The sequence below is a fragment of the Pseudomonas sp. WS 5410 genome (genome assembly GCF_012985645.1).
Lineage (GTDB): Bacteria > Pseudomonadota > Gammaproteobacteria > Pseudomonadales > Pseudomonadaceae > Aquipseudomonas > Aquipseudomonas shahriarae.
Window position 1 is genome coordinate 275,844 of record NZ_JAAQWS010000002.1, and the last position, 25,295, is coordinate 301,138.

Genomic DNA, 25,295 nt, shown 5'->3' on the forward strand with positions numbered 1-25,295 from the left:
CCAATAGTAATCAATACCATTGGCGCCCCTCTGCTCTCAGGTAACGCCCCATGCTGCTGCATATTCCCGGCCTGTTCTCCCGCGACGAGGTATTGCGCATCCGCGAAGCCCTGGAGCAGGCGGACTGGGCTGACGGCAAGATCACCGCCGGTCATCAGTCGGCCAAGGCCAAGCACAATCTGCAATTGCCGGAGGGCCATCCACTGGCCAAGGAAATCGGCGCGGCCATGCTCGAGCGCCTGTGGCAAAACCCGCAGTTCATGTCGGCGGCGCTGCCGCATAAAGTCTTCCCGCCCCTGCTCAATTGCTACACCGCCGGCGGCAGCTTCGACTTCCATATTGATAACGCCGTACGCCAGCCCAAGGGCAGCCACGAGCGGGTACGCACTGACCTGTCCTCTACGCTGTTTTTCAGCGACCCGGATGAATACGACGGCGGCGAACTGGAGATCCAGGACACCTTCGGCCTGCAGCGGGTCAAGTTGCCGGCCGGTGACATGGTGTTGTACCCAGGCTCCAGCCTGCACAAGGTCAATGCCGTGACCCGGGGTGCGCGCTATGCCGCGTTTTTCTGGACCCAAAGCCTGGTGCGCGAAGACAGCCAGCGTACGTTGCTGTTCGAAATGGACGGTGCGATCCAGCAACTGAGCCGTGACGTACCGGACCACCCGGCGCTGATCCAGCTCACCGGCACCTATCACAACCTGTTGCGTCGCTGGGTCGAGGTCTGAGCATGGCTTTTCACTTGCGCCGCGAAGAACGCCTCGACGGCGAACAACTGCGGGCCATGCTCGACGAATCACCGGCCCGCGCGGCCCAGGCGATCCTGATGGCGGCGAAGGAGGGCGTGCTCGATGCCCAGGCGCTGCTGGGGCAAATCCTCCTGGAAGGGCGCGGGATCGAGCGCGATGAAGCGCTGGCCCTGCGCTGGTTCCGGATTGCCGCCCAGGGCGGCCACTTGATGGCCCGCAATATGGTGGGGCGCTGCCTGGAGCATGGTTGGGGTTGCGCCGCCAATGAGCGGGCGGCTGCCGGGGAGTACCGCCAGGCGGCAGAAGCCGGGTTGGATTGGGGGCTGTACAACTACGCCAACCTGCTGGCCACCGGGCGCGGGGTGACGCAAGACCAGCAGCAGGCACTGGCCTGTTATCGCCAGGCTGCCGAACGGGGGCATGCCAAGTCGATGAACCTGTTGGGGCGTTACCTGGAAGAAGGGCAGTTCTGTGCGCAAGACGTGCCCGCAGCGCTTGAGTGGTATCGCCGCTCGGCGCAAGGTGGGGATTTTCGCGGGCAGTTCAGTTATGCGGCCATGCTGGCTGAGCACGAGCAGATCGAAGCGGCGCTTGAGTGGTTGCACAAGGCGCTGGAGGGCGGGAATCTGAAGTTCTTGCGGGTGGCCCATAAAGCGCTGGCAGCGGCCAATGATCCGCAGATTCGCGCCATGGCCGATGCCTACCAACAACGCGCAGAGGAATTGCAGGAGCCGGCAAGCCGGCTCCTACGGGATCAGACGTAGAAGGATTTCAGCGGCGGGAAACCGTTGAATTCAACTGCGCTATAGCTGGTGGTGTACGCACCCGTGGACAGCCAGTACAGGCGGTCACCAATGGCCAGGTTCAGCGGCAGGCCGTACTTGTAGTTTTCGTACATGATATCGGCGCTGTCGCAGGTAGGACCGGCGATCACCACTTCTTCCATCTCGCCCTTTTTCTCGGTCCAGATCGGGAACTTGATGGCTTCGTCCATGGTTTCGATCAGGCCGGAGAACTTGCCCACATCCGTGTACACCCAACGCTCGACGGCGGTGCGGGATTTACGGGCGACCAACACCACTTCACTGACCAGGATCCCGGCGTTGGCGATCAACGAACGGCCTGGTTCCAGGATGATTTCCGGCAGCTCGTCACCGAAGTCTTCCTTGAGGAAGCGGATGATTTCCTCGGCGTAGGTTTCCAGGCTGTTGGTGCGGGTGATGTAGTTGGCCGGGAAGCCACCGCCCATGTTGATCAGCTTGAGGTGGATGCCGTCTTCTTCTTTCAAACGCTCGAAGATCACCTTGACCTTGGCAATGGCGGCGTCCCACACGCTGATATCACGCTGCTGCGAACCCACGTGGAACGAGATGCCGTAAGGCACCAGGCCCAAATCGCGGGCGAGGATCAGCAGGTCCATGGCCATGTCGGTCTGGCAGCCGAATTTGCGCGACAGAGGCCAGTCAGCCGTGGTCGAGCCTTCGGTGAGGATGCGCACATAGACTTTCGAGCCCGGCGCGGCCTTGGCGATGTTGCGCAGGTCGGCTTCGGAGTCGGTGGAGAACAGGCGCACGCCCTTCTCGTAGAAGTAGCGGATGTCCTTGGATTTCTTGATGGTGTTGCCGTAGCTGATACGGTCGGCGCTGACGCCGCGGTCCATGACCTTGTCCAGCTCGTAGATCGAGGCGATGTCGAAGCTCGAACCCTTGTCTTTCAACAGGTCGATGATCTCGACAGCCGGGTTGGCCTTGACGGCGTAGTACACCTTGGCGAATTCGAAACCGGCGCGCAGGTCATCGTAGGCCTGGCTGATCATCGCGGTGTCGATCACCACGAACGGGGTTTCTTGCTTGTCGGCGAACGCCTTCATTTTGTCAAAAGTGGCGCGCGCGAAATAATCTTCGACGTTGATCGACATGCTGGGAACTCCTAAGGGCAAACTGAAATTAACAATGGGTGCAAATGAACGTCCTCCGTATCCCCACTTTGGTTCGCCTACTTCCCAAGGCATGTCGCCGAAAGCAAAAAGGCCACGGGATAAGCTTCCCTTGGCCTTGCTGTCTCGTCGTCAGTACTTGAGCCGGATGGATCGTTTCCAGCATGGACGTTCGGCGCGAACTTTAGGGCGTGAGGGGCTTGAGATCAACTAAAAATGTCGCGTTTTTGCACGCGTTCGTCGCGTGACCCAGTTCAGCTACTTATGTAACCGACCGGTGTGACGGATTGATGTTCCCCAATGAGGAGGAATCAGGCTATTTCCTGACACCCAGCAGAACTAAATGCGGGAGCGGGCTTGCTCGCGAAGGCGGTGGGTCAGCACCCATTCAGTGACTGACACACCGCTTTCGCGAGCAAGCCCGCTCCCACAATTTTGACCGAGTGGTGTCAGGCCAGTGCAGTCTCGGCAGGCGACACAATACTGGTCTTGCCCCCACGGGACTTACCAGAGCTCAGGTACTCGGCAATCGACTCCTGGGTCACCTCACCCAAAAACACCCGCTCGGCATCCATCACCGGCAGCCACGAGCGGTTGAACTCGTACATGCGCGACAACAGGATGCGCAAGTGCTCGTCAAACGCCGCCGTGGCGTTGAACTCGCGCAGGTATTGGGCGCAGGTACCCGTCTGACGATGCAGGTCGCGACGTCGTACATAACCCAGCGCCTTGTTCTCGGCGCAGGTGACCACCACATAGCGGCGGTCATGCTCGTCCATCAGCTCCAGGGCATCGGCCACCGGGGTTTCCGGGCTGACCGACGGGGCGTTGTCCGCCGCGTCTTCGGCCTTGACCAGCAGCAGGCGCTTGAGGGTGCTGTCCTGGCCGACAAAGTTGCTGACAAACTCGTCGGCAGGATGGGCCAGCAGAGTGTCCGGGTGGTCGATCTGCAACAGTTTGCCGGCGCGGAAGATGGCGATTTTGTCGCCCAGTTTGATTGCCTCGTCGATGTCATGGCTGACCATGATTACTGTCTTGTTCAGCGCGCGTTGCATCTCGAAGAACTCGTTCTGGATCATCTCGCGGTTGATCGGGTCGACCGCGCCGAACGGCTCATCCATCAGCAGCAACGGCGCGTCGGCCGCCAGGGCGCGGATCACGCCGATGCGCTGTTGCTGGCCACCGGACAGCTCGCGCGGGTAGCGGTGCAGATACTGCTTGGGTTCGAGCTTGATCATGCTCATCAACTCGCGGGCGCGGTCGTGGCATTTCTGCTTGTCCCAGCCCAGCAGCTTGGGCACGACCACGATGTTTTCCTCGATGGTCATGTTGGGAAACAGGCCGATCTGCTGGATCACGTAGCCGATATTGCGGCGCAGGGTCACTTCATCGAGGTCGGTGGTGTCTTCGCCGTTGATCAGGATCTTGCCCGAGGAGGGCTTGATCAGGCGGTTGATCATCTTCAGCGTGGTGCTCTTGCCGCAGCCCGAGGGACCGAGGAACACGCAAATCTCGCCTTCATTGACAGTCAGGCTCACGTCGTTAACGGCGGTGACAGTTTTGCCGTTGCTTTGGAAGGTCTTGGACAGGTTTTGAAGTTCGATCATTTGAGCAATCCTTTTGGAGTCAGCGAGCGTTGCAGCCATTGCAGAAGCAGGTCGGCGAAGATGGCCAGGAGACTGACCAGCACGGCGCCAACGATCAGCATCGACATGTCGCTGCGGCTGATGGAAGCCAGAATAAGTACACCCAGGCCACCGGCGCCGATGGTGGCGGCAATGGTCATTACACCGATGTTCATCACCACGGCGGTGCGCACCCCGGCGAGGATCACCGGCACTGCAATCGGCAGCTCGACCATGCGCAGGCGCTGGCCGAAGGTCATGCCGATGCCTTTGGCGGCTTCGCGGATGCCCGGCTCGACGCCGGTCAGGGCCAGGTAGGTGTTACGCATGATCGGCAGCAGGGAGTAGAGGAATACGGCGGTGATCGCCGGCATCGGCCCCAGGCCCTGGCCAAACTTGGAGTAGAACGGCAGCAGCAGGCCGAACAGGGCAATCGATGGCACCGTCAGCAGCACCGTGGCACTGGCTTGCAACGGGCCGGCCAGGGTCGGGAAGCGGGTCATCAGTACGCCCAGGGGCACGCCTACGACGATCGCGAGGATCACGGCGATCCCGACCAGGGTGATGTGCTGCCAGGTCAGGTGCAGGACTTGGGCCCAATCAAGATGGGAAAAGGCGTTCAGAAATTCCATGTCTTCTCCTCTTTTAGTTGAGTGGGTGCTGGCGCAGGAAATCAGCGGCTACAGCCGATGGGCTTTCATGGTCGACGTCGACCCGCGCGTTCAGCTGGCGCATGGTTTCATCGTCGAACAGCGCTGCCAGTGGCTTGAGGTCGGCGGCCAATTGCGGGTGGGCATCCAGATAAACCTGACGCACCACGGGGGCTGCGGTGTAGTCCGGGAAGTAGTGCAGGTCATCTTCCAGCAGCTTCAATTTGAAGGCATTGAGGCGACCGTCGGTGGTGTACACCAGGCCGGCAAATACCTGGCCATTGCGCAAGGCGGTGTAGACCAGACCGGCGTCCATCTGCCGGGTGTTCTTGCGGGTGAGGTTCATGCCGTACAGCTTGACCATGCCGGCCATGCCGTCGGAACGGTTGGCGAACTCGGTGTCCAGGGCCACCAGGCGGTTTTCACGGGTTGTCTCGGCCAGCGCCTGGGTCAGGTCGCTGATGGTGTTGATCTGCGGATACTCCTTGGCCACGTTTTCCGGCAGGGACAGGGCGTAGGTATTGCTGAATTTCGACGGCGACAGCCAGACCAGGCCTTTTTTTGCGTCGAGTTCTTTAACCCGTGCGTAGGACTGTTCGCTGTCGAGCTTCTCGTCCACATGGTTGTAGGCCACCAGGGACACGCCGGTGTATTCCCAGATCAGGTCCAGTTGCCCGCTTTCCTGGGCACTGCGCGCCAGGTTGCTGCCCAGGCCGCCGGTCACGCGGGTGTCGTACCCCTTGGTGCGCAGGTACTGGGAGGTGATTTCGGCGAGCAGGGTCTGTTCGGTGAAGACCCGGGCGCCGATGCGGATCACCGGTTTTTCAGCAGCTTGCGCAATGCCTGCAAACAGCAGGACGCAGCTCAGTATCAAAGTCAGTTTTTTCATGTGAATTCCTTTGCCAAGCCTTAAGACGGACGCAACCCGCGTTCCAGCCAGAGGCGGCTGGCCATGGTCACCAGACCGTCAAGCAGCAATGCCAGCAGCGCGGTGCACGCGGCGCCGAGCAGCAATTGCGGCTGGTTGTTCAGGGCGATGCCGGGGAAGATCAGGCTGCCCAGGCTATTGGCGCCAATCAGGAACGCCAGCGGTGCGGTGCCGACGTTGATTGCCAGGGCCACACGTACGCCACCGATAATGATCGGCACGGCGTTGGGCAATTCGACGCGAAACAGCACCTGGCGTGGGGTCATGCCGATGCCGACGGCGGCTTCCTTCAAGGAACCCTGCACGTTTTTCAGGCCTTCGTAGGTATTGCGCACGATGGGCAGCAAGGAGGCGAGGAACAGGGCGAAGATGGCCGGGCCACTGCCGATGCCGAGGACGCCGAGGGCGATGGCCAGTACGGCCAGGGGAGGGACGGTGTTGCCGATGTTGAAGATCTGCATGAAGCGTTCTGCGCGCCCGACCATATTCGGTCGGCTGAGCAGGATGCCGGCGGGGATCCCTACGATCAGGGCAGCCAGCATGGAGACAAGTACAAGAATCAGGTGAGCTTGCAGGTAAAACAACAAATCGTCGCGGTACAGTTCGATCGTGTTGATGCCGATCCAGTGGACCAGCAGGGCCAGGAGAGCGACGACAACCGCTCCTCCTATCAGCCCTTTGCCATAGCGAATAGCCACAGGCGGACTCCTTTTTTCTTTTGTCGGCGAACACATTTCCGAGCGGCAATGCCATTCCTGGCTGTCGGCGAATATGTTCGCGAAAAGCAGCTCGCCGATACCGGCAACGCGGTATGCGATCAAGCCATGAGCGCAGCCTCGTCAGGCTAACTTGCTGATTTTTCAGCCCCTGTTACGAGTGCGGTAGCAGGGGAGTGGACGTCTCTACCTTTTAAAAGGTTCCATACTTGGCAGCATTTAGCCACCCCCAATCGGGTGAACGGTGGTCTGGCTCCCCGGGTTTGCGCTATACTCGCCGCCCTTTTTTGACTCACCTGCCAGGCGATTTCCCATGACCCACCAGGCCGCCGAAGTCGCGAAACGCCGCACTTTCGCCATTATTTCCCACCCCGATGCCGGTAAAACCACCATCACCGAAAAGCTCCTGCTGATGGGCAAGGCGATCGCAGTGGCCGGCACGGTGAAATCCCGCAAATCCGATCGCCATGCCACCTCTGACTGGATGGAGATGGAGAAACAACGGGGTATTTCCATTACCACGTCGGTCATGCAGTTCCCCTATCGCGACCACATGGTCAACCTGCTCGACACCCCGGGCCACGAAGACTTCTCCGAAGATACCTACCGCACCCTGACTGCGGTGGACTCGGCCTTGATGGTCCTCGACGGCGGTAAGGGCGTCGAGCCACGCACCATCGCGCTGATGGACGTGTGCCGCCTGCGTGATACGCCGATCGTCAGCTTTATCAACAAACTCGACCGTGACATCCGCGACCCGATCGAACTGCTGGATGAAATCGAAGCCGTCCTGAAGATCAAGGCCGCGCCGATCACCTGGCCGATTGGCTGCTACCGCGACTTCAAGGGCGTGTACCACCTGGCCGACGACTACATCATTGTCTACACCGCCGGCCACGGTCACGAACGCACCGATGTGAAGATCATCGAGAAACTCGACTCCGATGAGGCCCGCGCCCACCTGGGTGACGAGTACGACCGCTTCGTCGACCAACTGGAACTGGTGCAGGGCGCCTGCCATGAGTTCAACCAGCAGGAATTCCTCGACGGGCAACTGACCCCGGTGTTCTTCGGTACCGCCCTGGGCAACTTCGGCGTCGACCACGTACTGGATGCGGTGGTCAATTGGGCACCGAAACCACTGGCGCGGGTTGCCAACGAGCGTACCGTGGAGCCGGTTGAAGAGAAATTCAGCGGCTTCGTGTTCAAGATCCAGGCGAACATGGACCCCAAGCACCGCGACCGTATCGCCTTTATGCGTATCTGCTCCGGCAAGTACGAAAAAGGCATGAAGATGCGCCACGTACGCACCGGCAAGGATGTACGCATCGGCGACGCCCTGACGTTCTTCTCCTCGGAGCGTGAGCAACTGGAAGAAGCGTTTGCCGGCGATATCATCGGTTTGCACAACCACGGCACCATCCAGATCGGCGACACCTTCACCGAAGGCGAAGCCCTGAGCTTCACCGGTATCCCGCACTTCGCCCCGGAACTGTTCCGCCGCGTACGCCTGCGCGACCCGCTGAAATCCAAGCAGCTGCGCCAAGGTCTGCAGCAATTGGCGGAAGAGGGCGCCACCCAGGTGTTCTTCCCCGAGCGCAGCAACGACATCATCCTCGGCGCCGTGGGTGTGCTGCAGTTCGATGTGGTGGCCAGCCGCTTGAAAGAGGAATACAAGGTCGAATGCTCCTACGAGCCGATCACCGTGTACTCGGCACGCTGGATTGATTGCAGTGACAAGAAGAAGTTGGAGGAGTTCTCCAACAAGGCCGTGGAAAACCTCGCCATCGACGGCGGTGGCCACCTGACCTACCTGGCGCCTACCCGGGTGAACCTGGCGTTGATGGAAGAGCGCTGGCCGGATGTGAAATTCCGTGCGACCCGCGAACACCACTAAGGGTTAGCGGTATAAAAAAAGGCGAAGCTGTGATGGCTTCGCCTTTTTTTGCGGTAGATTACCGGGTGTTGGGGCCAACTTTAAGTTGTTTAAGGGACAGTTCAGCACCGGCCATTAGCGTTTCAACTTGTGCGGCTATTGCATCCTTGACAATGGCTTCGCCCACATCAGTGATTTCCTGGTCCTTTATGTAGTTCAGGCTCAAAAACAATAAGTGCATGGCAACATCCATCGAACTTTGAAATGCCAGCAATGTATTGTTTTTCCCCAGTTCATCGACCACCCTTCCCCAACGCAGGTCGGATTCAACCTGCAAGGCCTTGAACTCCATCAGCGACACGTCGCCGTCCTCGTAGATATCAGACAGCAGCTTTTTCAGAGATTTTGAAATTTCTCTCATGACAGTTCTCGCAAAGAATATAGGAAGTTGTAGCTGGCGGACTTTATTCTTCTGAGATTGCGTTGCGCAATTGCGGAAACATGGTAGTTACAAGTTGCAGAAAGTTTGCCTTGGTGGTGGGCGGCAGTACTGTTTTTAATGTCGGACTTGTCGTTGGTTTGCTCGCGAATAAACGGTAATTGCTAGTACTTAATTAAAGGTAACACCCACTGGTGGCGAGGGGATTTGTCCCCTCGCCAAAGTGTCCAGACACAGCTGACTATTCAAAAACCTTCAACGGCATGGCCCTTAGAACGAAGCCGTCACCGACGCAAAGTAAGCCCGACCCGGTTCGTTATACGTCTGGGCACCGGCATCGTCAGCATTGCCTTTGCGATACAGGCGCTTGTCCAGCAGGTTCTCGATACCTACGCGCACACTCAGGTTCTTGGTGAACTCGTAGCCGCTGCTCAACCCCATCAAACCGTACGGGTCCACATCCTGTTGGGCGCTGCGATCATAGCGGTTGGCGCTGCGGGAGTTGAGGGTCGGCGCCTCCTGCTTGCCGTAGTAGGTGCCGCTGACCTGGAACGACAGCTTGTCGGTGGCCTGCCAGTCCAGGGTGGTGTTGACCGTGTACTTGGGAATGACACTCAGCGGTTCGCCGGTGTCCTTGTCCTTGGAGTCGATCATGTAGGTCAGGTTGGTGTTCCAGTCCAGGTCGTCGCGCAGGGTCATGAACAGGTTGCCCTCGACCCCCTGCACCAGTGCCGCCCCGCTGTTTTCCCACTCCAGCACGCGGCGCCCGCCGTCCAGGCGGTAGGCGGCGGTGTTGCTGGCGTTGATTTTGTTCTTGTAGTCATTACGGAAGTAGGTCGCGCTGGTGCGCCAAGTGCCTTTGTCATAGGCCAGGCCGATTTCCTTGTTGACGCTGATTTCCGGTTTCAGGTCCGGGTTACCCACCAGGTAGCAGCCGCCGGAGTTGGCTTCGCTGGCGTTGCAACCGTTGCCACGGCTGTACAGCAAGTAGTTGGGGTTGGACTGGTACAGGTTGGGCGTCTTGTAGGCGCGGGCAATACCGCCCTTGAGGCTTAGCTCATCGGTCAGTTGGTGCGAGGCGTTGAGGCTCGGGCTCCAGTTGCCGCCGTACTCTTCATGATCGTCGTAGCGCAGGCCGGGGGTGATGATGGTCTTGCTGCCGACTTCGATGTTGTCCTCGGCGAACAGCGCATAGCTGGAGGCCGTGGTCTTGGTGCTGCTGCGGCTCATCCCCGGAATGCTCGGTACGCCACCTGTGCCAGGGTCGTAGCTTTGTGGGCGCAGCGACCCCGGATCGTTCATCGACTCGTAGAGGTATTCGCTGCCCAGGGTCAGCACCTGCTCGGTGCCGAAACTCAGGGGCAGGTTGACCTCGGCCGTGGCCCGGGTGTTGCGCAGCCGCGATTCGAAACGGCCAGCGGTGGCGGAGGGCGCGCCCTCGCCGGAACCCGCCAGGCCTTCGTTGAGGCGTGCGTTGCGGGTCAGGTCGTGGCTCAGCGATGCCATGGTCGAGCCCCAGTCGAACTCGCCACGGTGGGTGGCGGAGAAACTGCTGCGCTGGATCACGCTGGTTTCCTTGCCGACCAGGCTGTTCACGAATACACCGCCGCCGTTGAGCATGGTGTCGCCGGCGAAGATATTGCCCTGACGGCTGTAGCTGGCTTCCACGTCCAGGGTCTGCTCGGGGGTGAATTGCCAACTGAGCAAACCGTTGACGTCCTTGTTGCGCACACCCTCGCGGCCGGCGACAAGCGAGTCTGCGCTAGCCTGCTCGGCCTGGTTGATGGTGGAGTCATCGGCATCGGTCTTGTTCAGGCCGCCATACACCCGGAACGCCAAGGTGTCGCTCAACGGGCCGCTGAGGTTGAAGTTGGTGCGTTTGCTCATGCCTTCGGCATCGTCTTCGGGCAGTGACACGTAGGTGGTCAGCGAGCCGTGCAACTGGTCGGTGGGGCGCTTGGTGATGATGTTGATCACCCCGCCCATGGCCCCGGAGCCGTAGCGAGCAGCCGCCGGGCCACGCAGGATTTCAATGCGTTCGACTTCTTCGGCCGGCACCCAGTTGGTTTCGCCACGGGTATCACGGTCGCCGCTCCAGCCGTAGCGCACGGCGTTGCGCGAGGTCGAGGGCTTGCCATCGATCAGGATCAGGGTGTTTTCCGGGCCCATGCCGCGCAGGTCGATCTGGCGGTTGTTGCCTCGGCTGCCGCTGGAGCTGTTGCCACTGAGGTTGACGCCCGGTTCACGGCGGATGATGTCCGACAGGTCGTTGGTCGGCGGGCGTTTCTTGATGTCTTCGGCGGTGATGATCGACACGCCGGGGGCTTGTTTGAGTTCTTCGGCAGCGGTGCCCAGGATTCGTGTTTCGCTCAACTCCAGGGCTTGGGAGGTGCCGTCGACGGGCAGGTCGGTAGCGGCTACCGGCACTTTGCCGTGTTCTCTTTCCAAGGTATCCGCCAGCAGTGCGGGAGACGAAAGGGCGGCGATAAACGCCAGGGAGAAATGGCTGAGCCTGAATCGAGGTGACATGTCCGCAGAATCCTTTAGGGAAGGTGGCAACTGAGCGAGATGCACCAGAACTGCCTTCCAGCAGGATTCGGCGCCCTCTGTGCGCCGGAATGCTAGTCATTATCAAATACAAGTAAATGTCATTTACAACTTTTACACTTTGCTAAAAACAAAAAAGCCCCTCCCGCCAGACTGATGCGCAATCTGGCGGGAGAGGCTGTACAACGCTGTATCGCCCTGTGGGAGAGGGCTTGTGTGGGATAGGGCTTCGCACTGTCAGTTAAACCGCGCTGATGCTATCGCGGGCAAGCCCGCTCCCACACAAGCCCACCCCTACAGGGGGTTAGGCCACGAACTGCTCCGCGTGATGGCAAGCCACTTGGCGGTTGTCCAGTTCGCGCAGCAGCGGCTCTTCACTGCTGCAGCGCTCGGTGGCATACGGGCAGCGCTTATGGAACGCGCAGCCGGAGGGCGGGTTAAGCGGGTTGGGCAGCTCGCCGACGATCTTGATCTTCGGCTTGTTCGGGTCCGGGTGAATGGTCGGAGTGGCCGACAGCAGCGCCTGGGTGTAAGGGTGCAGCGGGCGCTCGTAGATGTCGTTCTTCGCGCCCATTTCCACCGGGCGACCGAGGTACATCACCATCACGTGGTCGGCAACGTGTTGCACCACCGCCAGGTTGTGGGAAATGAACACGTAGGCCGTGTTGTACTGCTGCTGCAGGTCCATAAACAGGTTGAGCACCTGGGCCTGGATCGACACGTCGAGGGCCGAGGTCGGTTCATCCGCCACCAGCACCTTGGGTTGCAGCATCATGGCGCGGGCCAGGGCAATGCGCTGGCGCTGGCCACCGGAGAACATGTGCGGGTAACGCTGATAATGCTCAGGGCGCAGGCCCACTTGCTTCATCATCGCCTGCACTTTTTCGCGGCGTTCGGCGGCGGACAGGTTGGTGTTGATCAACAGCGGCTCGCCCAGTTGATCACCGACTTTCTGCCGCGGATTCAACGAGGCATAGGGGCTCTGGAACACCATCTGCACGTCTTTGCGCAGTTGTTTGCGCTGGGCCTTGTCGGCGCCAGCGACTTCCTGGCCGGCGATTTTCAACGAGCCGGACGACGGCTCTTCAATCAGCGTCAGCGCGCGGGCCAGGGTGGATTTGCCACACCCCGACTCACCCACGACGGCGAGGGTCTTGCCGGCTTCCAGCTCGAACGACACGCCATTGAGGGCGCGCACGGTGGCGTGGCCCTTGAACAGGCCACGGGACACTTCGTAGTGACGGGTCAGGTCGCGGGCGGTAAGAACGACGGCCATTACGCCACCTCCTGGTTCAAGGGGTAGAAGCAGCGCACAAGGCTGTGGGCTTGCGGGTCCAGGGTCGGACGGGTCTGGCGGCAGCTGTCCTGCACATACGGGCAGCGTGGCGACAACAGGCAGCCTTGCGGGCGGTCATACCGACCGGGGACGATGCCCGGCAAGGTCGACAGACGGGCGGCGCCCATGCTGTGTTCCGGGATCGCCGCCAGCAACGCTTCGCTGTACGGGTGCGCCGGCACGTCGAACAAGCCGGGCACCTGGCCGACTTCCACCGCTTGGCCGGCGTACATCACGCACACGCGCTGGGCAGTTTCCGCGACGACTGCGAGGTCGTGGGTGATCAGCACCAGGCCCATGTTCTGTTCTTTTTGCAGAGCCAGCAGCAGTTCCATGATCTGCGCCTGGATGGTCACGTCCAGGGCGGTGGTGGGTTCGTCGGCGATCAGCAGCTTTGGTTCGCCGGCAATCGCCATGGCAATTGCCACACGCTGGCTCATGCCGCCGGACAGTTGGTGCGGGTAGGCATCCATACGGCTGGAGGCGCCAGGGATTTCGACCTTTTCCAGCAGTTCAATGGCCCGCTTGCGCGCTTGCTTGCCGGACATTTTCAGGTGCAGGCGCAGTACTTCTTCAATCTGGAAGCCCACGGTGTAGCTGGGGTTCAGCGCGGTCATCGGGTCCTGGAACACCATCGCCAGGTCTTTGCCGACGATCTGCCGGCGCTGGCGATTGCTCAGCTTGAGCATGTCCTTGCCGTCGAAGGTCAGCGAGTCGGCGGTGACGATGCCGGGATGCTCGATCAGGCCCATCAGCGCCATCATGGTCACGGACTTACCCGAACCCGACTCGCCAACGATGGCCAACACTTCGCCTTTGTCCACGGACAGGTCGAGGCCATCGACCACCGGCACAGCGGTTTTGTCGCCGAAGCGCACATTGAGATTCTTGATTTCTAGCAGTGACATGGGAATCTCCTCACGCGGCATTCTTGAGTTTCGGGTCCAGCGCATCGCGCAGGCCGTCGCCCATCAGGTTGATTGCCAGCACGCTGAGCAAAATGGTCAAACCAGGCAGGCTCACGACCCACCAGGCACGTTCGATGTAGTCACGGGCCGAAGCCAGCATGGTGCCCCACTCAGGTGTCGGCGGTTGCACGCCAAGGCCGAGGAAGCCCAGGGCGGCGGCATCGAGAATCGCCGAGGAGAAGCTCAAGGTGGCCTGCACGATCAACGGCGCCATGCAGTTGGGCAGTACGGTCACGAACATCAGGCGCGGCAGGCCGGCACCGGCCAGGCGTGCGGCGGTCACGTAGTCACGGTTGAGCTCGCCCATCACCGCCGCGCGGGTCAGGCGCACATAGGACGGCAGCGACACAATGGCAATCGCGATCACGGTGTTGATCAGGCCAGGGCCGAGGATGGCGACAATCGCCACGGCCAGCAGCAGCGACGGCAGGGCCAGCATGATGTCCATCAAACGCATGATGGTTGGGCCGAGCAAGCGCGGGAAGAACCCGGCGAACAGGCCTAGCAGGATCCCCGGGATCAGCGACATCACCACCGACGACAAACCGATCAGCAACGATAGGCGTGAGCCCTGGATCAGGCGCGACAGCAGGTCGCGGCCCAGTTCGTCGGTGCCCAGCAAAAACTGGATCTGCCCACCTTCCAGCCACGACGGCGGGGTCAGCAGGAAGTCGCGGTATTGCTCGCTCGGGTTATGGGGCGCCACCCAGGGGGCGAAGATCGCGCAGAACACGATCAGCAACATAAACAGCAGGCCGGCAACCGCGCCCTTGTTCTTGGAGAAGGCTTGCCAGAATTCTTTGTAAGGCGACGGGTACAGCAGGCTTTGATCGACTGCTGACACTTGAGTAGGTGTGGTCATGGTCATGATCTCAGCGCTGGTGACGGATGCGTGGGTTGGCGAAGCCGTAGAGGATATCCACCACGAAGTTCACCAGGATCACCAGACAGGCGATCAGCAGGATGCCGTTTTGCACCACCGGGTAGTCCCGCGCGCCAATGGCTTCGATCAGCCATTTGCCGATGCCGGGCCAGGAGAAGATGGTTTCGGTCAAAACCGCACCGGCCAGCAGTGTGCCGACTTGCAGGCCCACCACTGTCAGCACCGGGATCAGCGCGTTACGCAGGCCGTGCACGAACACCACGCGCGCCGGCGACAGGCCCTTGGCCTTGGCGGTACGGATGTAGTCTTCGCGCAGCACTTCAAGCATCGAGGAACGGGTCATCCGCGCAATCACTGCCAGCGGGATGGTGCCCAGTACGATGGCCGGCAGGATCAGGTGGTGCAGGGCATCCCAGAATGCGTCCGGCTCGTCGGCCAGCAGGGTGTCGATCAGCATGAAACCGGTGCGCGGCTCGATGTCGTAGAGCAGGTCGATACGCCCGGAAACCGGGGTCCAGCCCAGGCTCACCGAGAAGAACATGATCAGGATCAGGCCCCACCAGAAGATCGGCATCGAATATCCCGCCAGGGAGATGCCCATCACCCCATGGTCGAACAGGGATCCTCGCTTGAGTGCCGCGATCACCCCGGCCAATAGCCCGAGGATGCCGGCGAACAACAGGGCGGCCATGGACAGTTCCAGGGTCGCGGGGAACAGGGCGCTGAACTCGGTCCAGACGCTGGTGCGGGTGCGCAGGGATTCGCCGAGGTCGCCCTGGGCGAGCTTGCCGACGTAGTCCAGGTATTGCGCATACAAGGGTTTGTTCAAGCCAAGGCGTTCCATTGCCTGGGCGTGCATCTCGGGGTCAACCCGCCTTTCGCCCATCATGACTTCTACGGGGTCGCCAGGGATCATGCGAATCAACGCAAAAGTCAGCAACGTGATGCCGAAGAACGTGGGGATCAATAACCCCAATCGGCGGGCAATAAAACTAAACATCGTGTTGTCTACCTCAATCAGCCGGTTAGGCAGGTCCGGCTCCGTCAACGTCGACGGAACCGGGCGTCTCTTATTACTTCACCTGGGTGGTGGCGAAGTTATTGTTGGTCAGGGGGCTTTGGGTATAACCCTCGACGTTCTTGCGCATGGCGGTGAACATTTTCGGGTAGGCCATGGGGATCCATGGTTGGTCCTTGTCGAAAACGACCAGCGCTTGTTCATAGAGTGCGGCGCGTTCGGCGGGTTCAGCCACGGCGCGGGCCTTGTCGATCAAGCCCTGAAACTCTTGGTTACACCAGCGGGCGTAGTTTTCGCCGTTTTTAGCGGCATCGCAACTCAGGTTGGGCGTGAGGAAGTTGTCTGGGTCGCCGTTGTCTCCGGCCCAGCCGGCGGAAACCATGTCGTGTTCGCCGGCTTTGGCGCGCTTGAGCATTTCGCCCCACTCCATGACCCTGATATTGACCTTCAGGCCAATCTTCGCCAGATCCGCCTGCATGCGCTGGGCGCCGAGCATCGGGTTGGGGTTGGTCGGGCCGCCGCCGTTGCGGGTGAACAGGGTGAATTCGGTGCCTTCCGGCACGCCGGCTTCCTTGAGCAGGGCACGGGCCTTGTCCAGGTCACGGGGCGGGTTTTTCAGCTGGTCGTTGAAGCCCAGCAGGGTCGGCGGGTACGGGCCGGTGGCGTCGATGGCATTGCCTTTGCCGTACAGGGATTCGTTATAGCCCTGTTTGTCGAACGCGATGTTGATCGCGTGGCGCACCCGCGCGTCGCTCATGTACTTGTGGGTGGTGTTCATGGCGGTGTAGGCGGTGGTCATCGCCGCCAGTTCCGCGACCTTCAGGTTTGGATCGGCCTTGATACTCGGCAGGTCGTCAGGCTTTGGATACAGCGCGATCTGGCACTCATTGGCCTTGAGCTTTTGCAGGCGCACGTTGTTATCCACCGCGATGGCCAGGATCAGCGGGTCGGCGGGCGGCTTGCCACGGAAGTATTCCGGGTTGGCCTTGAAGCGCACCTGGGCATCTTTCTGGTAGCGGGTAAAAATAAACGGGCCGGTGCCGATCGGCTTGCTGTTGAGCTCGCCGGTCTTGTTGGCGGCCAGCAGTTTGTCGGCGTATTCGGCGGAGTGGATGGCGGTGAAGGGCATCGCGACATCGGCCAGGAACGGGGCTTCGGGGCGGGTCAGGGTGAAGACCACGGTGTGGTCATCGGTCTTCTCGACGCTTTTGAGCAGTTCCTTGAAACCCATGCTTTCGAAATAGGGGAAACCGGTGGTGGACTTGTTGTGCCACGGATGTTTCGGGTCCAGTTGACGCTGGAAGCTCCAGAGCACGTCGTCGGCATTCAGGTTGCGCGTGGGCTTGAAGTAGTCGGTGGTGTGGAACTTGATGTCATCACGCAGGTGGAAGGTATAGGTCAGGCCGTCTTCACTGATGTCCCACGATTTGGCGAGTGCGGGCCTGATTTCAGTAGTGCCGGGCTTGAAGTCCACCAGGCGGTTGAACATGGTTTCGGCCGCAGCATCGGCGGTGACGGCCGTGGTGTACAGGACCGGGTCGAAGCCTTCCGGACTGGCTTCGGTGCAGACCACCAGCGGCTTGGCCGAAATGCCCAGGGCCACACTCAGCAGTGCAGCGGTCATGGCGGCTTGTAACGGGAGCATTTTCATTGAAGAGCCCTCTGCAAACGATTCAACCACACAAATGTAGACGGCAGGCTCGTCCTGAGCCTGCCGCTTACCTGGCGCTAATTAAAGGATGTTGAATGGGATGGTGGTGACCAGGCGGAATTCCTTGACGCTGCCGTCAGATTGGAACTCGCTGCCACGGTGTTCGACGTAGGTCGCACGGATAGCAGTGGCCTTGAGCGGGCCGCTCTGGATCGCATAACCGGCGCCTACACCGTATTCCTGGTGTTTCTCGCCGTCTTGAGTCTCGATACCGGTGTAGGCGTAAGCACCATTGCGGTTACCCGTGTAATGGGTACCGTCGATGCCCCAGCCACGTGCCGAGTAGATGTTGAACTTCAGGCCCGGCACGCCGTATTCGGCCATGTTGATACCGTAGGCAATCTGGAAAGACTTCTCGTTCGGACCGTTGAAGTCCGAGGTGAGGGAGTTGGCCAGGTAGATGCCGTTGGTTTCGTGCAGGTAGTCGAAGTACTCGTTACCGTTAACTTCCTGGTAGGAGAAGGTCAGGCTGTGAGCCTGGTGCGCCAGGCCCAACGACAGCGAGTAAGTATCGTTGTCGATTTCGCCCATCAGCTTCTTGCCTTCGTCCACGGTCTTGTAATAGTTCAGGCCGGTGGTCAGGGACAGTACCTGGCTATCGCCCAGCTCGTGGGTCGCGCCGAAGTAGTACTGGTTCCAGAAGTCCTTGACGTTGGCGCCGAAGAAGCTGGTTTTCAGGCTTTTGAACGGCTGGTAGTTGGCACCCAGGGTGTAGACCTTGTCGGTGGTCGCGCTGCGGGCGCCTTGTTGGCTGTACTCGCTACGGAACTTCGACAGGCTCTGTTCGGTACGTGGGGAAACGCGGTCGAACACGCCACCCTGGAACGACAGGTTGCTGAATTCTTCGCTGTTGAAACTCACACCTTGAAAGCTCGACGGCAGTGCGCGGTTGCCGATGGTGTCGACAATCGGCGTGCTGAAGTTCTGACGGCCAGCGGTCAGGGTCGTGTTGGATACACGAAATTGCACGTTGGCCAGGCCCAGCTTGCTCCACTGATCAACAGGGTCACCGTTGGAGTGGCCCAGGGTCCGGTTGGAACTCCCCTTTACATCGCGTCGGCTGCGATCGAGGGCCACGACGTTGTAGAGCGCGACTTCGGCCTTGACGCCCACGGTACCTTCGGTGAAGCCCGAGCTGGCGTTGAGGATAGTGCCCTGTACCCAGTTGGTACGGTTACGGTCGGTCAGGGTTTTGCCATGCTTCTGGTATTTCCATGAGCCGCCCCGGTACAGGCTTTCGTGGGAGTACCAGTTACGCGTCTGACCACCCAGGCTGAAGTCTTCGATAAAGCCCTTGGCTTCGCTTTGGGCGCTGGCGCCGGCCAGTGTGGTCGGCACGAATTCCTGGCTTGCAGGTTCGGCGTAAGCGGTCGCGGTGATGCTGCTGATGGCCATGGCCAGTAGCACTTTGCTGCTTAGTTTCATGGGTGGAGCTCCTTTGGTTCTCTTTTTTTTATGCCGGCCTTATTAGGTGAACCGGCTATTGGGTGTGTAACTCTTCAAGCATCTGCAAACGTTTGCTGTAGGACATTTCGCGAATTACAGCTGCACGTTTGCGGCAGAGCCAACTTCGCTCTGCGCATCCGGTTATTTTCTTATGGGGTGATACTGACGCCCGAGAACACGTTGCGGCCGAAGGGGCTGACTTTGAAACCTTCGACCTTGGTGCTTAACGGCTGGTTGACCGTCGAGTGGGCGACAGGCGTGATCGGCACCTGTGTTTTAAGCAGTTGCTGCGCCTGTTTGTACAGAACAGTCCGTTGTTCACGGTCGGTGACGACCTTGGCTTGCTTGATCAGCTTGTCGTACGCCGGGTCACACCACATTGAGTAGTTGTTCCCGCCGATGGCGTCGCAGCTGTAGAGGGTGCCCAGCCAGTTGTCCGGGTCACCGTTGTCGCCGGTCCAACCAATCAGGCTGACATCGTGCTCGCCGTTTTTGGTGCGCTTGATGTACTCGCCCCACTCATAGCTGACGATCTTGACCTTGAGGCCAATCTTGGCCCAGTCGCTTTGCAGCATCTCGGCCATCAGCTTGGCGTTGGGGTTGTACGGGCGCTGGACCGGCATGGCCCACAGGGTGATCTCGGTGCCCTCCTTGACGCCGGCCGCCTTGAGCAATTCCTTGGCTTTTTCCGGGTTGTAGGCGGCGTCCTTGATGCTGTCGTCATAGGACCACTGGGTCGGCGGCATGGCGTTGACCGCCAGTTGCCCCGCGCCCTGGTACACGGCATTGAGGATGCTCTGCTTGTTCACCGCCATGTCCAGGGCCTGGCGCACTTCGAGCTGATCGAAGGGTTTGTGCCGCACGTTATAGGCGATGTAGCCGAGGTTGAAGCCGGGTTTGGTCAGCAGTTGCAGGTTCGGGTCGGCCTTGAGCGCGTCGACATCGGCGGGGCGGGGATGCAGGGTGACCTGGCATTCATTGGCCTTGAGCTTCTGCACGCGTACCGAGGCGTCGGTGTTGATGGCGAAAATCAGTTGGTCGAGCTTGACCTTGCTCGGGTCCCAGTAGTTTTTATTGCCGGCGAAACGGATCTGCGAATCCTTCTGGTAACGCTGGAACACGAACGGCCCGGTGCCGATCGGCTTCTGGTTGATATCGCTGGGTTTGCCGGTCTTGAGCAGTTGCTCGGCGTATTCGGCCGAGAGGATCGCGGCGAAGCTCATGGCGATGTTCTGGATAAACGCGGCATCCACCGTGTTCAGGGTCATTACCACGGTATGCGGGTCGGTTTTCTCGACCTTGGCGATGTTCTTGTTCAGGCTCATCCCGTTGAAGTACGGAAACTCGGTGGGGTAGGCCTTGCGAAACGGGTGGTTGGCGTCAAGCATGCGGTTGAAGGTGAACAGCACGTCATCGGCGTTGAAATCCCGTGTCGGCTTGAATTCCTTGTTGCTGTGGAACTTCACCCCTTCGCGCAAGTGGAAGGTGTAGGTCAGGCCGTCTGGCGAGATATCCCACTTGGTAGCCAGCCCTGGTACGACGCCGGTTTCACCCTTTTCGAACTCAACCAGGCGGTTGTAGATCGGCTCGGCCGCATCGTTGTCGGTGGCGGTGGTGTACTGCGCAGTATCGAACCCGGCCGGGCTGCCTTCGGAGCAGAACACCAGGCTTTTCTTTTCGGCAGCCTGGCCCATCGAAGCGACGGCCAACAGGCTGGTACCCAATATCGCGGATAGAACGGTGGTATGGCGCATGACGGTCCCCAATCCATGTTTATCGTTTTCGTCAGTGAACAATCACCACGCCTTACCTGGCATGGAGAAAGCACTGCTCCCATCCACAGCAAATGCCGTATCGGAACTGCGCGTTTGCCTACCTCGACGTTAGGGAACGAGGGCAGGGCGGTAAATGCGCCGAACCGGACAGACCTTGTAGGTATCGGACGTAACCTGCGCAGTTAGCTGCTGTAGGACGGCAGCCCATGCGGGGGTAGTTCGATTCCTAGGATCTGGGCGGATGCAATAACGGCGACGTTATGAAACGTCGCCGCTAGAGATCACTACTTGCTGACGCTCACCCCGTAGAAGGAATTCAAGCCAAATGGGCTGATCTTGAAGTCCTGCACGTTGTTGCGCATGGGTTGATACACCGTCGAGTGCGCGATAGGTGTCATGGGCACTGCATCTTTGAGGACGTGTTGCGCCTGTTTGTACAGTTCGGTGCGCTTGGCGACGTCCGATGTGGCCTTGGCTTCTTTCACGATGCCGTCGAATTTCTTGTCACACCATTTGGAGAAGTTGTTGCCGGCCAGGGAGTCGCAGCCAAACAGCACGTTCAGCCAGTTGTCCGGGTCACCATTGTCACCGCTCCAGCCGATGATCATGGCCTGGTTCTCGCCGCCCTTGGAACGCTTGATGTACTCGCCCCACTCGTAGCTGACGATGTTGACCTTCAAGCCGATCTGCTTCCAGTCGTTCTGCAGCATCTCGGCCATCAGCTTGGCGTTGGGGTTGTACGGACGCTGGACCGGCATGGCCCACAAGGTGATCTCGGTGCCTTCCTTGACGCCGGCCTCCTTGAGCAGTTCCTTGGCCTTGGCCACATCGTGCGGGACGTCCTTGATGGTGTCGTCATAGGACCATTGGGTCGGCGGCATGGCGTTGACCGCCAGTTGGCCTGCGCCCTGGTACACCGAGTCGATGATCTGCTGCTTGTTGACCGACATGTCCAGCGCCTGGCGTACGCGCAGGTCGGCCAGGGGGTTGGCGGCCGTCTGGCCCTTGAGCACTGGCATGACGTTGTAGGCGATATAACCCAGGTTGAAACCGGCCTGGTGCGGCAGTTTAAGGGTTTTGTCCTCGCCCAGGGCCTTGAGGTCGGCCGGACGCGGGAAGAGGGTGACCTGGCATTCATTCTTCTTGAGTTTCTGCACACGCACCGACGGGTCGGTGGTGATGGCGAAGATCAGGTTGTCGATCTTCACGTCTTCAGGCTTCCAGTAATCCTTGTTGCCGGTGAAGCGGATGTTGGAGTCTTTCTGGTAGCTCTTGAACACGAACGGACCAGTGCCGACCGGCTTCTGGTTGATGTCCTGGGGCTTGCCGTCCTTCAACAGTTGGGCGGCGTATTCGGCCGACTGTACCGAGGCGAAGCTCATGGCCAGGTTCTGGATAAACGCGGCGTCCACGGTGCCAAGGGTGAACTTGACGGTGTGGTCGTCGATTTTCTCGATGTTCTTGATGTTGGTGTCCATCCCCATGTCCGTGAAGTACGGGAACTCGGTGGGGTAGGCCTTACGGAATGGATCGTCTTTATTGATCATCCGGTTGAAGGTGAAGAGCACGTCGTCGGCGTTGAATTCACGAGTCGGCTTGAAATACGGCGTGGTGTGGAACTTGACCCCTTCGCGCAGGTGGAAGGTGTAGGTCAGGCCGTCTTCGGATACATCCCACTTGGTGGCCAGGCCAGGAATCACGGCGGTGCCGCCGCGCTCGAACTGGCTGAGCCGGTTGAACATGGTTTCGGCCGAAGCATCGAAGTCTGTTCCGGTAGTGTACTGGCCTGGGTCGAAACCGGCCGGGCTCCCTTCGGAGCAGAACACCAGATTAGTCGCCGCCTGGGCGAAAGGTGCAGCGGCCATTAAACTGGCGCTGACTAAAAACGGAATGACTGCGTGTTTAAGCATGTTGGCCTCATGATTTGTTGTCATTTTTGGAATTGAGGGCGACCTCGTGAGTCGGCCTGCGGATACTTATGCAGGCCCCATACCCAATGCAAGACGTTGAGAGGCAACAAGCGGCAAAGAGTGGTACGAACGTACAGGAATGTCGCATTCATATAATTTTCGACACGAAACTGTACTTTTGAGGGCTTTTTTCGGTGCGTGGAGTGCACCGAATAAGTCCAACCGAGGTGTCTGGCGCACCCGGTTGGGGCATAGTTGTTACTTATTCAGACTTACGCCGTAGAACGGTGTCAGGCCAAACGGGCTGATCTTGAAGTCCTGGACCTCCTTGCGCAGTGGCTGGAAAACCGTCGAGTTCGCAATAGGCGTTATAGGTACTTGATCCTTAAGTATTTTTTGCGCCTGTTGATACCACTTTATGCGTTCGTCACGGTCACTGCTGAGCTTGGCCTTCTGCACCAGTTGGTCGTACTGCGGGTTACACCATTTTGCATAGTTGCTGCCCTTGACCGCGGCACAACTGTAGAGCACGCCCAGCCAGTTATCCGGGTCGCCGTTGTCGCCGGTCCAGCCGTAGATCATCACATCGTGCTCGCCGTTTTTTGCGCGCTTGATGTATTCGCCCCACTCATAGCTGACGATATTGGCGGTGATCCCGACTTTGGCCCAATCCTGCTGGATCATCTGCGCCGACATTCGCGCGTTGGGATTGGAGGCGCGCTGCACGGTCATCGCCCACAAATTGATGGTGGTACCTGGTGCAACCCCTGCTTCTTTTAGTAGCGCCCGGGCCTTGGCAGGGTCGTGCGGTGCGTCCTTGATGCTGGGGTCATAAGACCACTGGGCAGGCGGCAGTGCGTTCTGCGCCAATTGCCCGGCACTTTGGTACACCGCCTGGATAATCGCCGGCTTATCGATGGCCATGTCCAGGGCCTGGCGCACCTTGAGCTGGTCCAGCGGCGGATGGGTCACGTTATAGGCCAGAAAGCCCAGGTTGAAGCCCGCCTGCTGCTGCACGCGCAGGTTTGGATCCTGCTTCATCACCTCGATATCCGAGGGGCGCGGATAGCCGCTGACCTGGCATTCGCCGGCCTTGAGCTTTTGTAGGCGCGACGCGGCGTCCGGGGTGATCGCAAACACCAGGCTGTCGAGTTTCACATCCTCAGGCTTCCAATAGTTTTTATTGGCGACGTAGCGAATCTGCGAGTCCTTCTGGTAGCGCTTGAACACAAACGGCCCGGTGCCGATCGGTTTCTGGTTGAGATCGGCGGCCTTGCCGTCTTTAAGCAACTGCGCCGCGTACTCGGCCGATTGCACGGACGCAAAGCTCATGGCCAGGTTCTGCACGAAAGCGGCATCGACGTTATTGAGGTTGAAGCGCACGCTGTGCTCGTCGAGCTTTTCCACACTTTTGATCGTGGTATTCAGGCCCATATCGGTGAAGTACGGCGACTCGGACGGGTAGGCCTGACGGAATGGATGGTTGGCGTCCAGCAGGCGCTGGAAAGTGAACAGCACATCGTCGGCATTGAAGTCGCGGCTCGGGGTGAAGTACTCGGTGCTGTGGAACTTGACCCCGTCGCGCAGGTGAAAGGTGTAGGCCAGGCCGTCCTTGGACACCTCCCAACGGGTCGCCAGGCCCGGCTCGACTTCGGTCCCGCCGCGCTTGAACTGGGTCAGGCGGTTGAACACGGTTTCGGCCGAGGCATCAAAATCGGTGCCGCTGGTGTACTGGCTCGGATCGAACCCGGCGGGGCTGGCTTCGGAGCAGTAGACCAGGGTGCTTGCCGCCTGGGCCGTGGGCATGCACGCCAGCAGGCTGGCAACGAGGAGGAGCGGCTTGAAGACAGTTCTATCCATGGTGACCCCTGAAATGGCAGGTAAACAACGGCCAAAAAAACGGCGGTCACCGAGGTTACCGCCGTTGTGGGTCATCAGGTAAGGCTTATGGCATCTGTACTTCAATCACCCCGTCGGCGCTCATGCTGACCTGGCTGGTGCCGGCCTCGACCTCAGGTGTCGGCGCCGAATCCATTGCTGCTGCCTTCATCATCATCCCGCCATTTCGCGCGTACGGCATTGGGTAGCCGTTGGTATTGAAGTTCAGGTTGACGATCTTGTAGCCCTTGCCGCCGAGTGCATCGGTGGCCAGTTGGGCGCGGGCCTTGAACGCGGCGACCGCATCCTTGAGCAACGCGTCTTCGCTGGACTTGCGCGTGGCGTCGGCGATGGCGAAGTCCATATTGTCCATTTTCAGGGTGTTGAGCAGCTCGCCGGTGAGCTTGGACAGCGCCGGGAAGTCCGCGCTTTCCAGACGCAGTTCGGCGCGCTCGCGCCAGCCGGTGATCTTCTGGTTCTTGTTGTCGTAGATCGGATAGCTGTTGCGGCTGCCCTGGCGCAGGGTCACGCCTTTTACTTCGCGAGCTTCGCCCAGCGCCTTGTTCATGATGGTTGTGACTTCGGCGGCGAGCTTGGCCGGGTCAGTATTTTGCGACTCGGTGTAGAGGGTGACGATCATCTTGTCACGGGCCACTTCCTGGCTGACTTCGGCCCGCAGGGAAATCTGGTTGTAGTGCAGTTGATCGGCGGCCAGCGCGGGCAGGCTGGCAATGCTGCCAACGCTGAGGGCAATAAGGGCGGCACTGCGAGTGAAACGTGACATGGAAGCTCCTTGAGGGTGATCGTGTTCGGTAAGACTGTAGACGGGGGATTCGGGTTCGGCGGGTTACAAAATCTCTACATCTGGCGACGATGCCGACGAACGGTCATAAAGCCATGA

At 59.8% G+C, this 25,295-nt stretch carries 20 protein-coding genes; 3 read left to right on the top strand and 17 right to left on the bottom strand.

The genetic code is table 11. The features are described from left to right. The first annotated feature begins 50 nt into the window (after positions 1 to 50). Both HBO24_RS04745 and HBO24_RS04750 read left to right on the top strand, forming a co-directional pair. Positions 51 to 731 (top strand): Fe2+-dependent dioxygenase, encoded by a 681-nt coding sequence (locus HBO24_RS04745; RefSeq protein ID WP_057441033.1) that lies wholly within the window; start codon positions 51 to 53, stop codon positions 729 to 731. A 2-nt stretch (positions 732 to 733) separates the two neighbouring features. Further along, positions 734 to 1,516 (top strand): tetratricopeptide repeat protein, encoded by a 783-nt coding sequence (locus HBO24_RS04750; protein WP_170044045.1) that lies wholly within the window; start codon positions 734 to 736, stop codon positions 1,514 to 1,516. Here HBO24_RS04750 and HBO24_RS04755 read toward each other — a convergent pair. The 5 genes from HBO24_RS04755 to HBO24_RS04775 all read right to left on the bottom strand — a co-directional run bounded on the left by HBO24_RS04755 (position 1,507) and on the right by HBO24_RS04775 (position 6,589). After that, entirely contained in the window at positions 1,507 to 2,670 is a 1,164-nt protein-coding gene (locus HBO24_RS04755; protein WP_032861941.1) for a type III PLP-dependent enzyme, read from the bottom strand. The two genes, HBO24_RS04750 and HBO24_RS04755, sit on opposite strands and share 10 nt — an antisense overlap. Positions 2,671 to 3,137: 467 nt before the next feature. Next, positions 3,138 to 4,295, bottom strand: a complete 1,158-nt coding sequence (locus HBO24_RS04760; RefSeq protein ID WP_104910916.1) for an ABC transporter ATP-binding protein — start codon at positions 4,293 to 4,295, stop codon at positions 3,138 to 3,140. Further along, a complete protein-coding gene (locus HBO24_RS04765) occupies positions 4,292 to 4,945 on the bottom strand; it encodes an ABC transporter permease (protein WP_027604864.1) in 654 nt (217 codons plus the stop codon). The genes HBO24_RS04760 and HBO24_RS04765 overlap by 4 nt, the downstream gene beginning before the upstream one ends. A gap of 13 nt (positions 4,946 to 4,958) precedes the next feature. Continuing rightward, a complete protein-coding gene (locus HBO24_RS04770; RefSeq protein WP_170059356.1) occupies positions 4,959 to 5,852 on the bottom strand; it encodes a glycine betaine ABC transporter substrate-binding protein in 894 nt (297 codons plus the stop codon). Positions 5,853 to 5,872: 20 nt separating this feature from the next. After that, positions 5,873 to 6,589 carry an ABC transporter permease gene (locus HBO24_RS04775; protein ID WP_003215977.1) on the bottom strand — a complete coding sequence of 239 codons (717 nt, stop codon included), beginning with the start codon at positions 6,587 to 6,589 and terminating at the stop codon, positions 5,873 to 5,875. A 331-nt stretch (positions 6,590 to 6,920) separates the two neighbouring features. Between HBO24_RS04775 and HBO24_RS04780 the strand changes: the two genes are divergently transcribed. After that, entirely contained in the window at positions 6,921 to 8,504 is a 1,584-nt protein-coding gene (locus tag HBO24_RS04780) for a peptide chain release factor 3 (RefSeq protein WP_057438046.1), read from the top strand. 58 nt (positions 8,505 to 8,562) lie between these two features. Here the strand turns inward: HBO24_RS04780 and HBO24_RS04785 are convergent, their stop codons facing one another. The 12 genes from HBO24_RS04785 to HBO24_RS04840 form a co-directional block, all read right to left on the bottom strand. Continuing rightward, positions 8,563 to 8,904 carry a hypothetical protein gene (locus tag HBO24_RS04785; RefSeq protein WP_057958422.1) on the bottom strand — a complete coding sequence of 114 codons (342 nt, stop codon included), beginning with the start codon at positions 8,902 to 8,904 and terminating at the stop codon, positions 8,563 to 8,565. A 288-nt stretch (positions 8,905 to 9,192) separates the two neighbouring features. Continuing rightward, positions 9,193 to 11,451, bottom strand: a complete 2,259-nt coding sequence (locus HBO24_RS04790; protein ID WP_170059357.1) for a TonB-dependent siderophore receptor — start codon at positions 11,449 to 11,451, stop codon at positions 9,193 to 9,195. Between the two features lie 322 nt (positions 11,452 to 11,773). Continuing rightward, positions 11,774 to 12,745, bottom strand: a complete 972-nt coding sequence (locus tag HBO24_RS04795) for a peptide ABC transporter ATP-binding protein (RefSeq protein ID WP_057958423.1) — start codon at positions 12,743 to 12,745, stop codon at positions 11,774 to 11,776. Further along, a complete protein-coding gene (locus HBO24_RS04800; protein ID WP_057438051.1) occupies positions 12,745 to 13,713 on the bottom strand; it encodes an ABC transporter ATP-binding protein in 969 nt (322 codons plus the stop codon). Before HBO24_RS04800 ends, HBO24_RS04795 begins: the two co-directional genes overlap by 1 nt. Positions 13,714 to 13,723: 10 nt before the next feature. Next, on the bottom strand, positions 13,724 to 14,635 hold the full coding sequence (locus HBO24_RS04805) for an ABC transporter permease subunit (RefSeq protein WP_029291943.1): 912 nt from the start codon (positions 14,633 to 14,635) through the stop codon (positions 13,724 to 13,726). A gap of 10 nt (positions 14,636 to 14,645) precedes the next feature. After that, a complete protein-coding gene (locus tag HBO24_RS04810) occupies positions 14,646 to 15,656 on the bottom strand; it encodes an ABC transporter permease subunit (RefSeq protein WP_032860135.1) in 1,011 nt (336 codons plus the stop codon). A 73-nt stretch (positions 15,657 to 15,729) separates the two neighbouring features. Further along, entirely contained in the window at positions 15,730 to 17,325 is a 1,596-nt protein-coding gene (locus tag HBO24_RS04815; RefSeq protein ID WP_115129010.1) for an ABC transporter substrate-binding protein, read from the bottom strand. An 81-nt stretch (positions 17,326 to 17,406) separates the two neighbouring features. Then, complete coding sequence (locus HBO24_RS04820; RefSeq protein ID WP_057438053.1) at positions 17,407 to 18,810, bottom strand: OprD family porin; 1,404 nt, start codon at positions 18,808 to 18,810, stop codon at positions 17,407 to 17,409. 170 nt (positions 18,811 to 18,980) lie between these two features. After that, complete coding sequence (locus HBO24_RS04825) at positions 18,981 to 20,585, bottom strand: ABC transporter substrate-binding protein (protein WP_115129008.1); 1,605 nt, start codon at positions 20,583 to 20,585, stop codon at positions 18,981 to 18,983. Between the two features lie 305 nt (positions 20,586 to 20,890). Then, a complete protein-coding gene (locus tag HBO24_RS04830; protein ID WP_170044046.1) occupies positions 20,891 to 22,516 on the bottom strand; it encodes an ABC transporter substrate-binding protein in 1,626 nt (541 codons plus the stop codon). A gap of 258 nt (positions 22,517 to 22,774) precedes the next feature. Beyond that, positions 22,775 to 24,376, bottom strand: coding sequence for an ABC transporter substrate-binding protein (locus HBO24_RS04835; protein WP_170059358.1), 1,602 nt, complete (start codon positions 24,374 to 24,376; stop codon positions 22,775 to 22,777). Between the two features lie 85 nt (positions 24,377 to 24,461). Further along, positions 24,462 to 25,178: an SIMPL domain-containing protein gene (locus HBO24_RS04840; protein ID WP_169959770.1), complete on the bottom strand. Its 717-nt coding sequence runs from the start codon at positions 25,176 to 25,178 to the stop codon at positions 24,462 to 24,464. Positions 25,179 to 25,295 lie beyond the last annotated feature (117 nt).

Bases quoted from the DNA above. Each gene is read 5' to 3' on its own strand.
- HBO24_RS04815 (WP_115129010.1), bottom strand. From the start codon at position 17,325: ATGAAAATGCTCCCGTTACAAGCCGCCATGACCGCTGCACTGCTGAGT.
- HBO24_RS04790 (WP_170059357.1), bottom strand. From the start codon at position 11,451: ATGTCACCTCGATTCAGGCTCAGCCATTTCTCCCTGGCGTTTATCGCC.
- HBO24_RS04800 (WP_057438051.1), bottom strand. From the start codon at position 13,713: ATGTCACTGCTAGAAATCAAGAATCTCAATGTGCGCTTCGGCGACAAA.
- HBO24_RS04835 (WP_170059358.1), bottom strand. From the start codon at position 24,376: ATGGATAGAACTGTCTTCAAGCCGCTCCTCCTCGTTGCCAGCCTGCTG.
- HBO24_RS04750 (WP_170044045.1), top strand. From the start codon at position 734: ATGGCTTTTCACTTGCGCCGCGAAGAACGCCTCGACGGCGAACAACTG.
- HBO24_RS04795 (WP_057958423.1), bottom strand. From the start codon at position 12,745: ATGGCCGTCGTTCTTACCGCCCGCGACCTGACCCGTCACTACGAAGTG.
- HBO24_RS04770 (WP_170059356.1), bottom strand. From the start codon at position 5,852: ATGAAAAAACTGACTTTGATACTGAGCTGCGTCCTGCTGTTTGCAGGC.
- HBO24_RS04840 (WP_169959770.1), bottom strand. From the start codon at position 25,178: ATGTCACGTTTCACTCGCAGTGCCGCCCTTATTGCCCTCAGCGTTGGC.
- HBO24_RS04805 (WP_029291943.1), bottom strand. From the start codon at position 14,635: ATGACCACACCTACTCAAGTGTCAGCAGTCGATCAAAGCCTGCTGTAC.
- HBO24_RS04745 (WP_057441033.1), top strand. From the start codon at position 51: ATGCTGCTGCATATTCCCGGCCTGTTCTCCCGCGACGAGGTATTGCGC.
- HBO24_RS04825 (WP_115129008.1), bottom strand. From the start codon at position 20,585: ATGCGCCATACCACCGTTCTATCCGCGATATTGGGTACCAGCCTGTTG.
- HBO24_RS04785 (WP_057958422.1), bottom strand. From the start codon at position 8,904: ATGAGAGAAATTTCAAAATCTCTGAAAAAGCTGCTGTCTGATATCTAC.
- HBO24_RS04765 (WP_027604864.1), bottom strand. From the start codon at position 4,945: ATGGAATTTCTGAACGCCTTTTCCCATCTTGATTGGGCCCAAGTCCTG.
- HBO24_RS04820 (WP_057438053.1), bottom strand. From the start codon at position 18,810: ATGAAACTAAGCAGCAAAGTGCTACTGGCCATGGCCATCAGCAGCATC.
- HBO24_RS04810 (WP_032860135.1), bottom strand. From the start codon at position 15,656: ATGTTTAGTTTTATTGCCCGCCGATTGGGGTTATTGATCCCCACGTTC.
- HBO24_RS04760 (WP_104910916.1), bottom strand. From the start codon at position 4,295: ATGATCGAACTTCAAAACCTGTCCAAGACCTTCCAAAGCAACGGCAAA.
- HBO24_RS04780 (WP_057438046.1), top strand. From the start codon at position 6,921: ATGACCCACCAGGCCGCCGAAGTCGCGAAACGCCGCACTTTCGCCATT.
- HBO24_RS04830 (WP_170044046.1), bottom strand. From the start codon at position 22,516: ATGCTTAAACACGCAGTCATTCCGTTTTTAGTCAGCGCCAGTTTAATG.
- HBO24_RS04755 (WP_032861941.1), bottom strand. From the start codon at position 2,670: ATGTCGATCAACGTCGAAGATTATTTCGCGCGCGCCACTTTTGACAAA.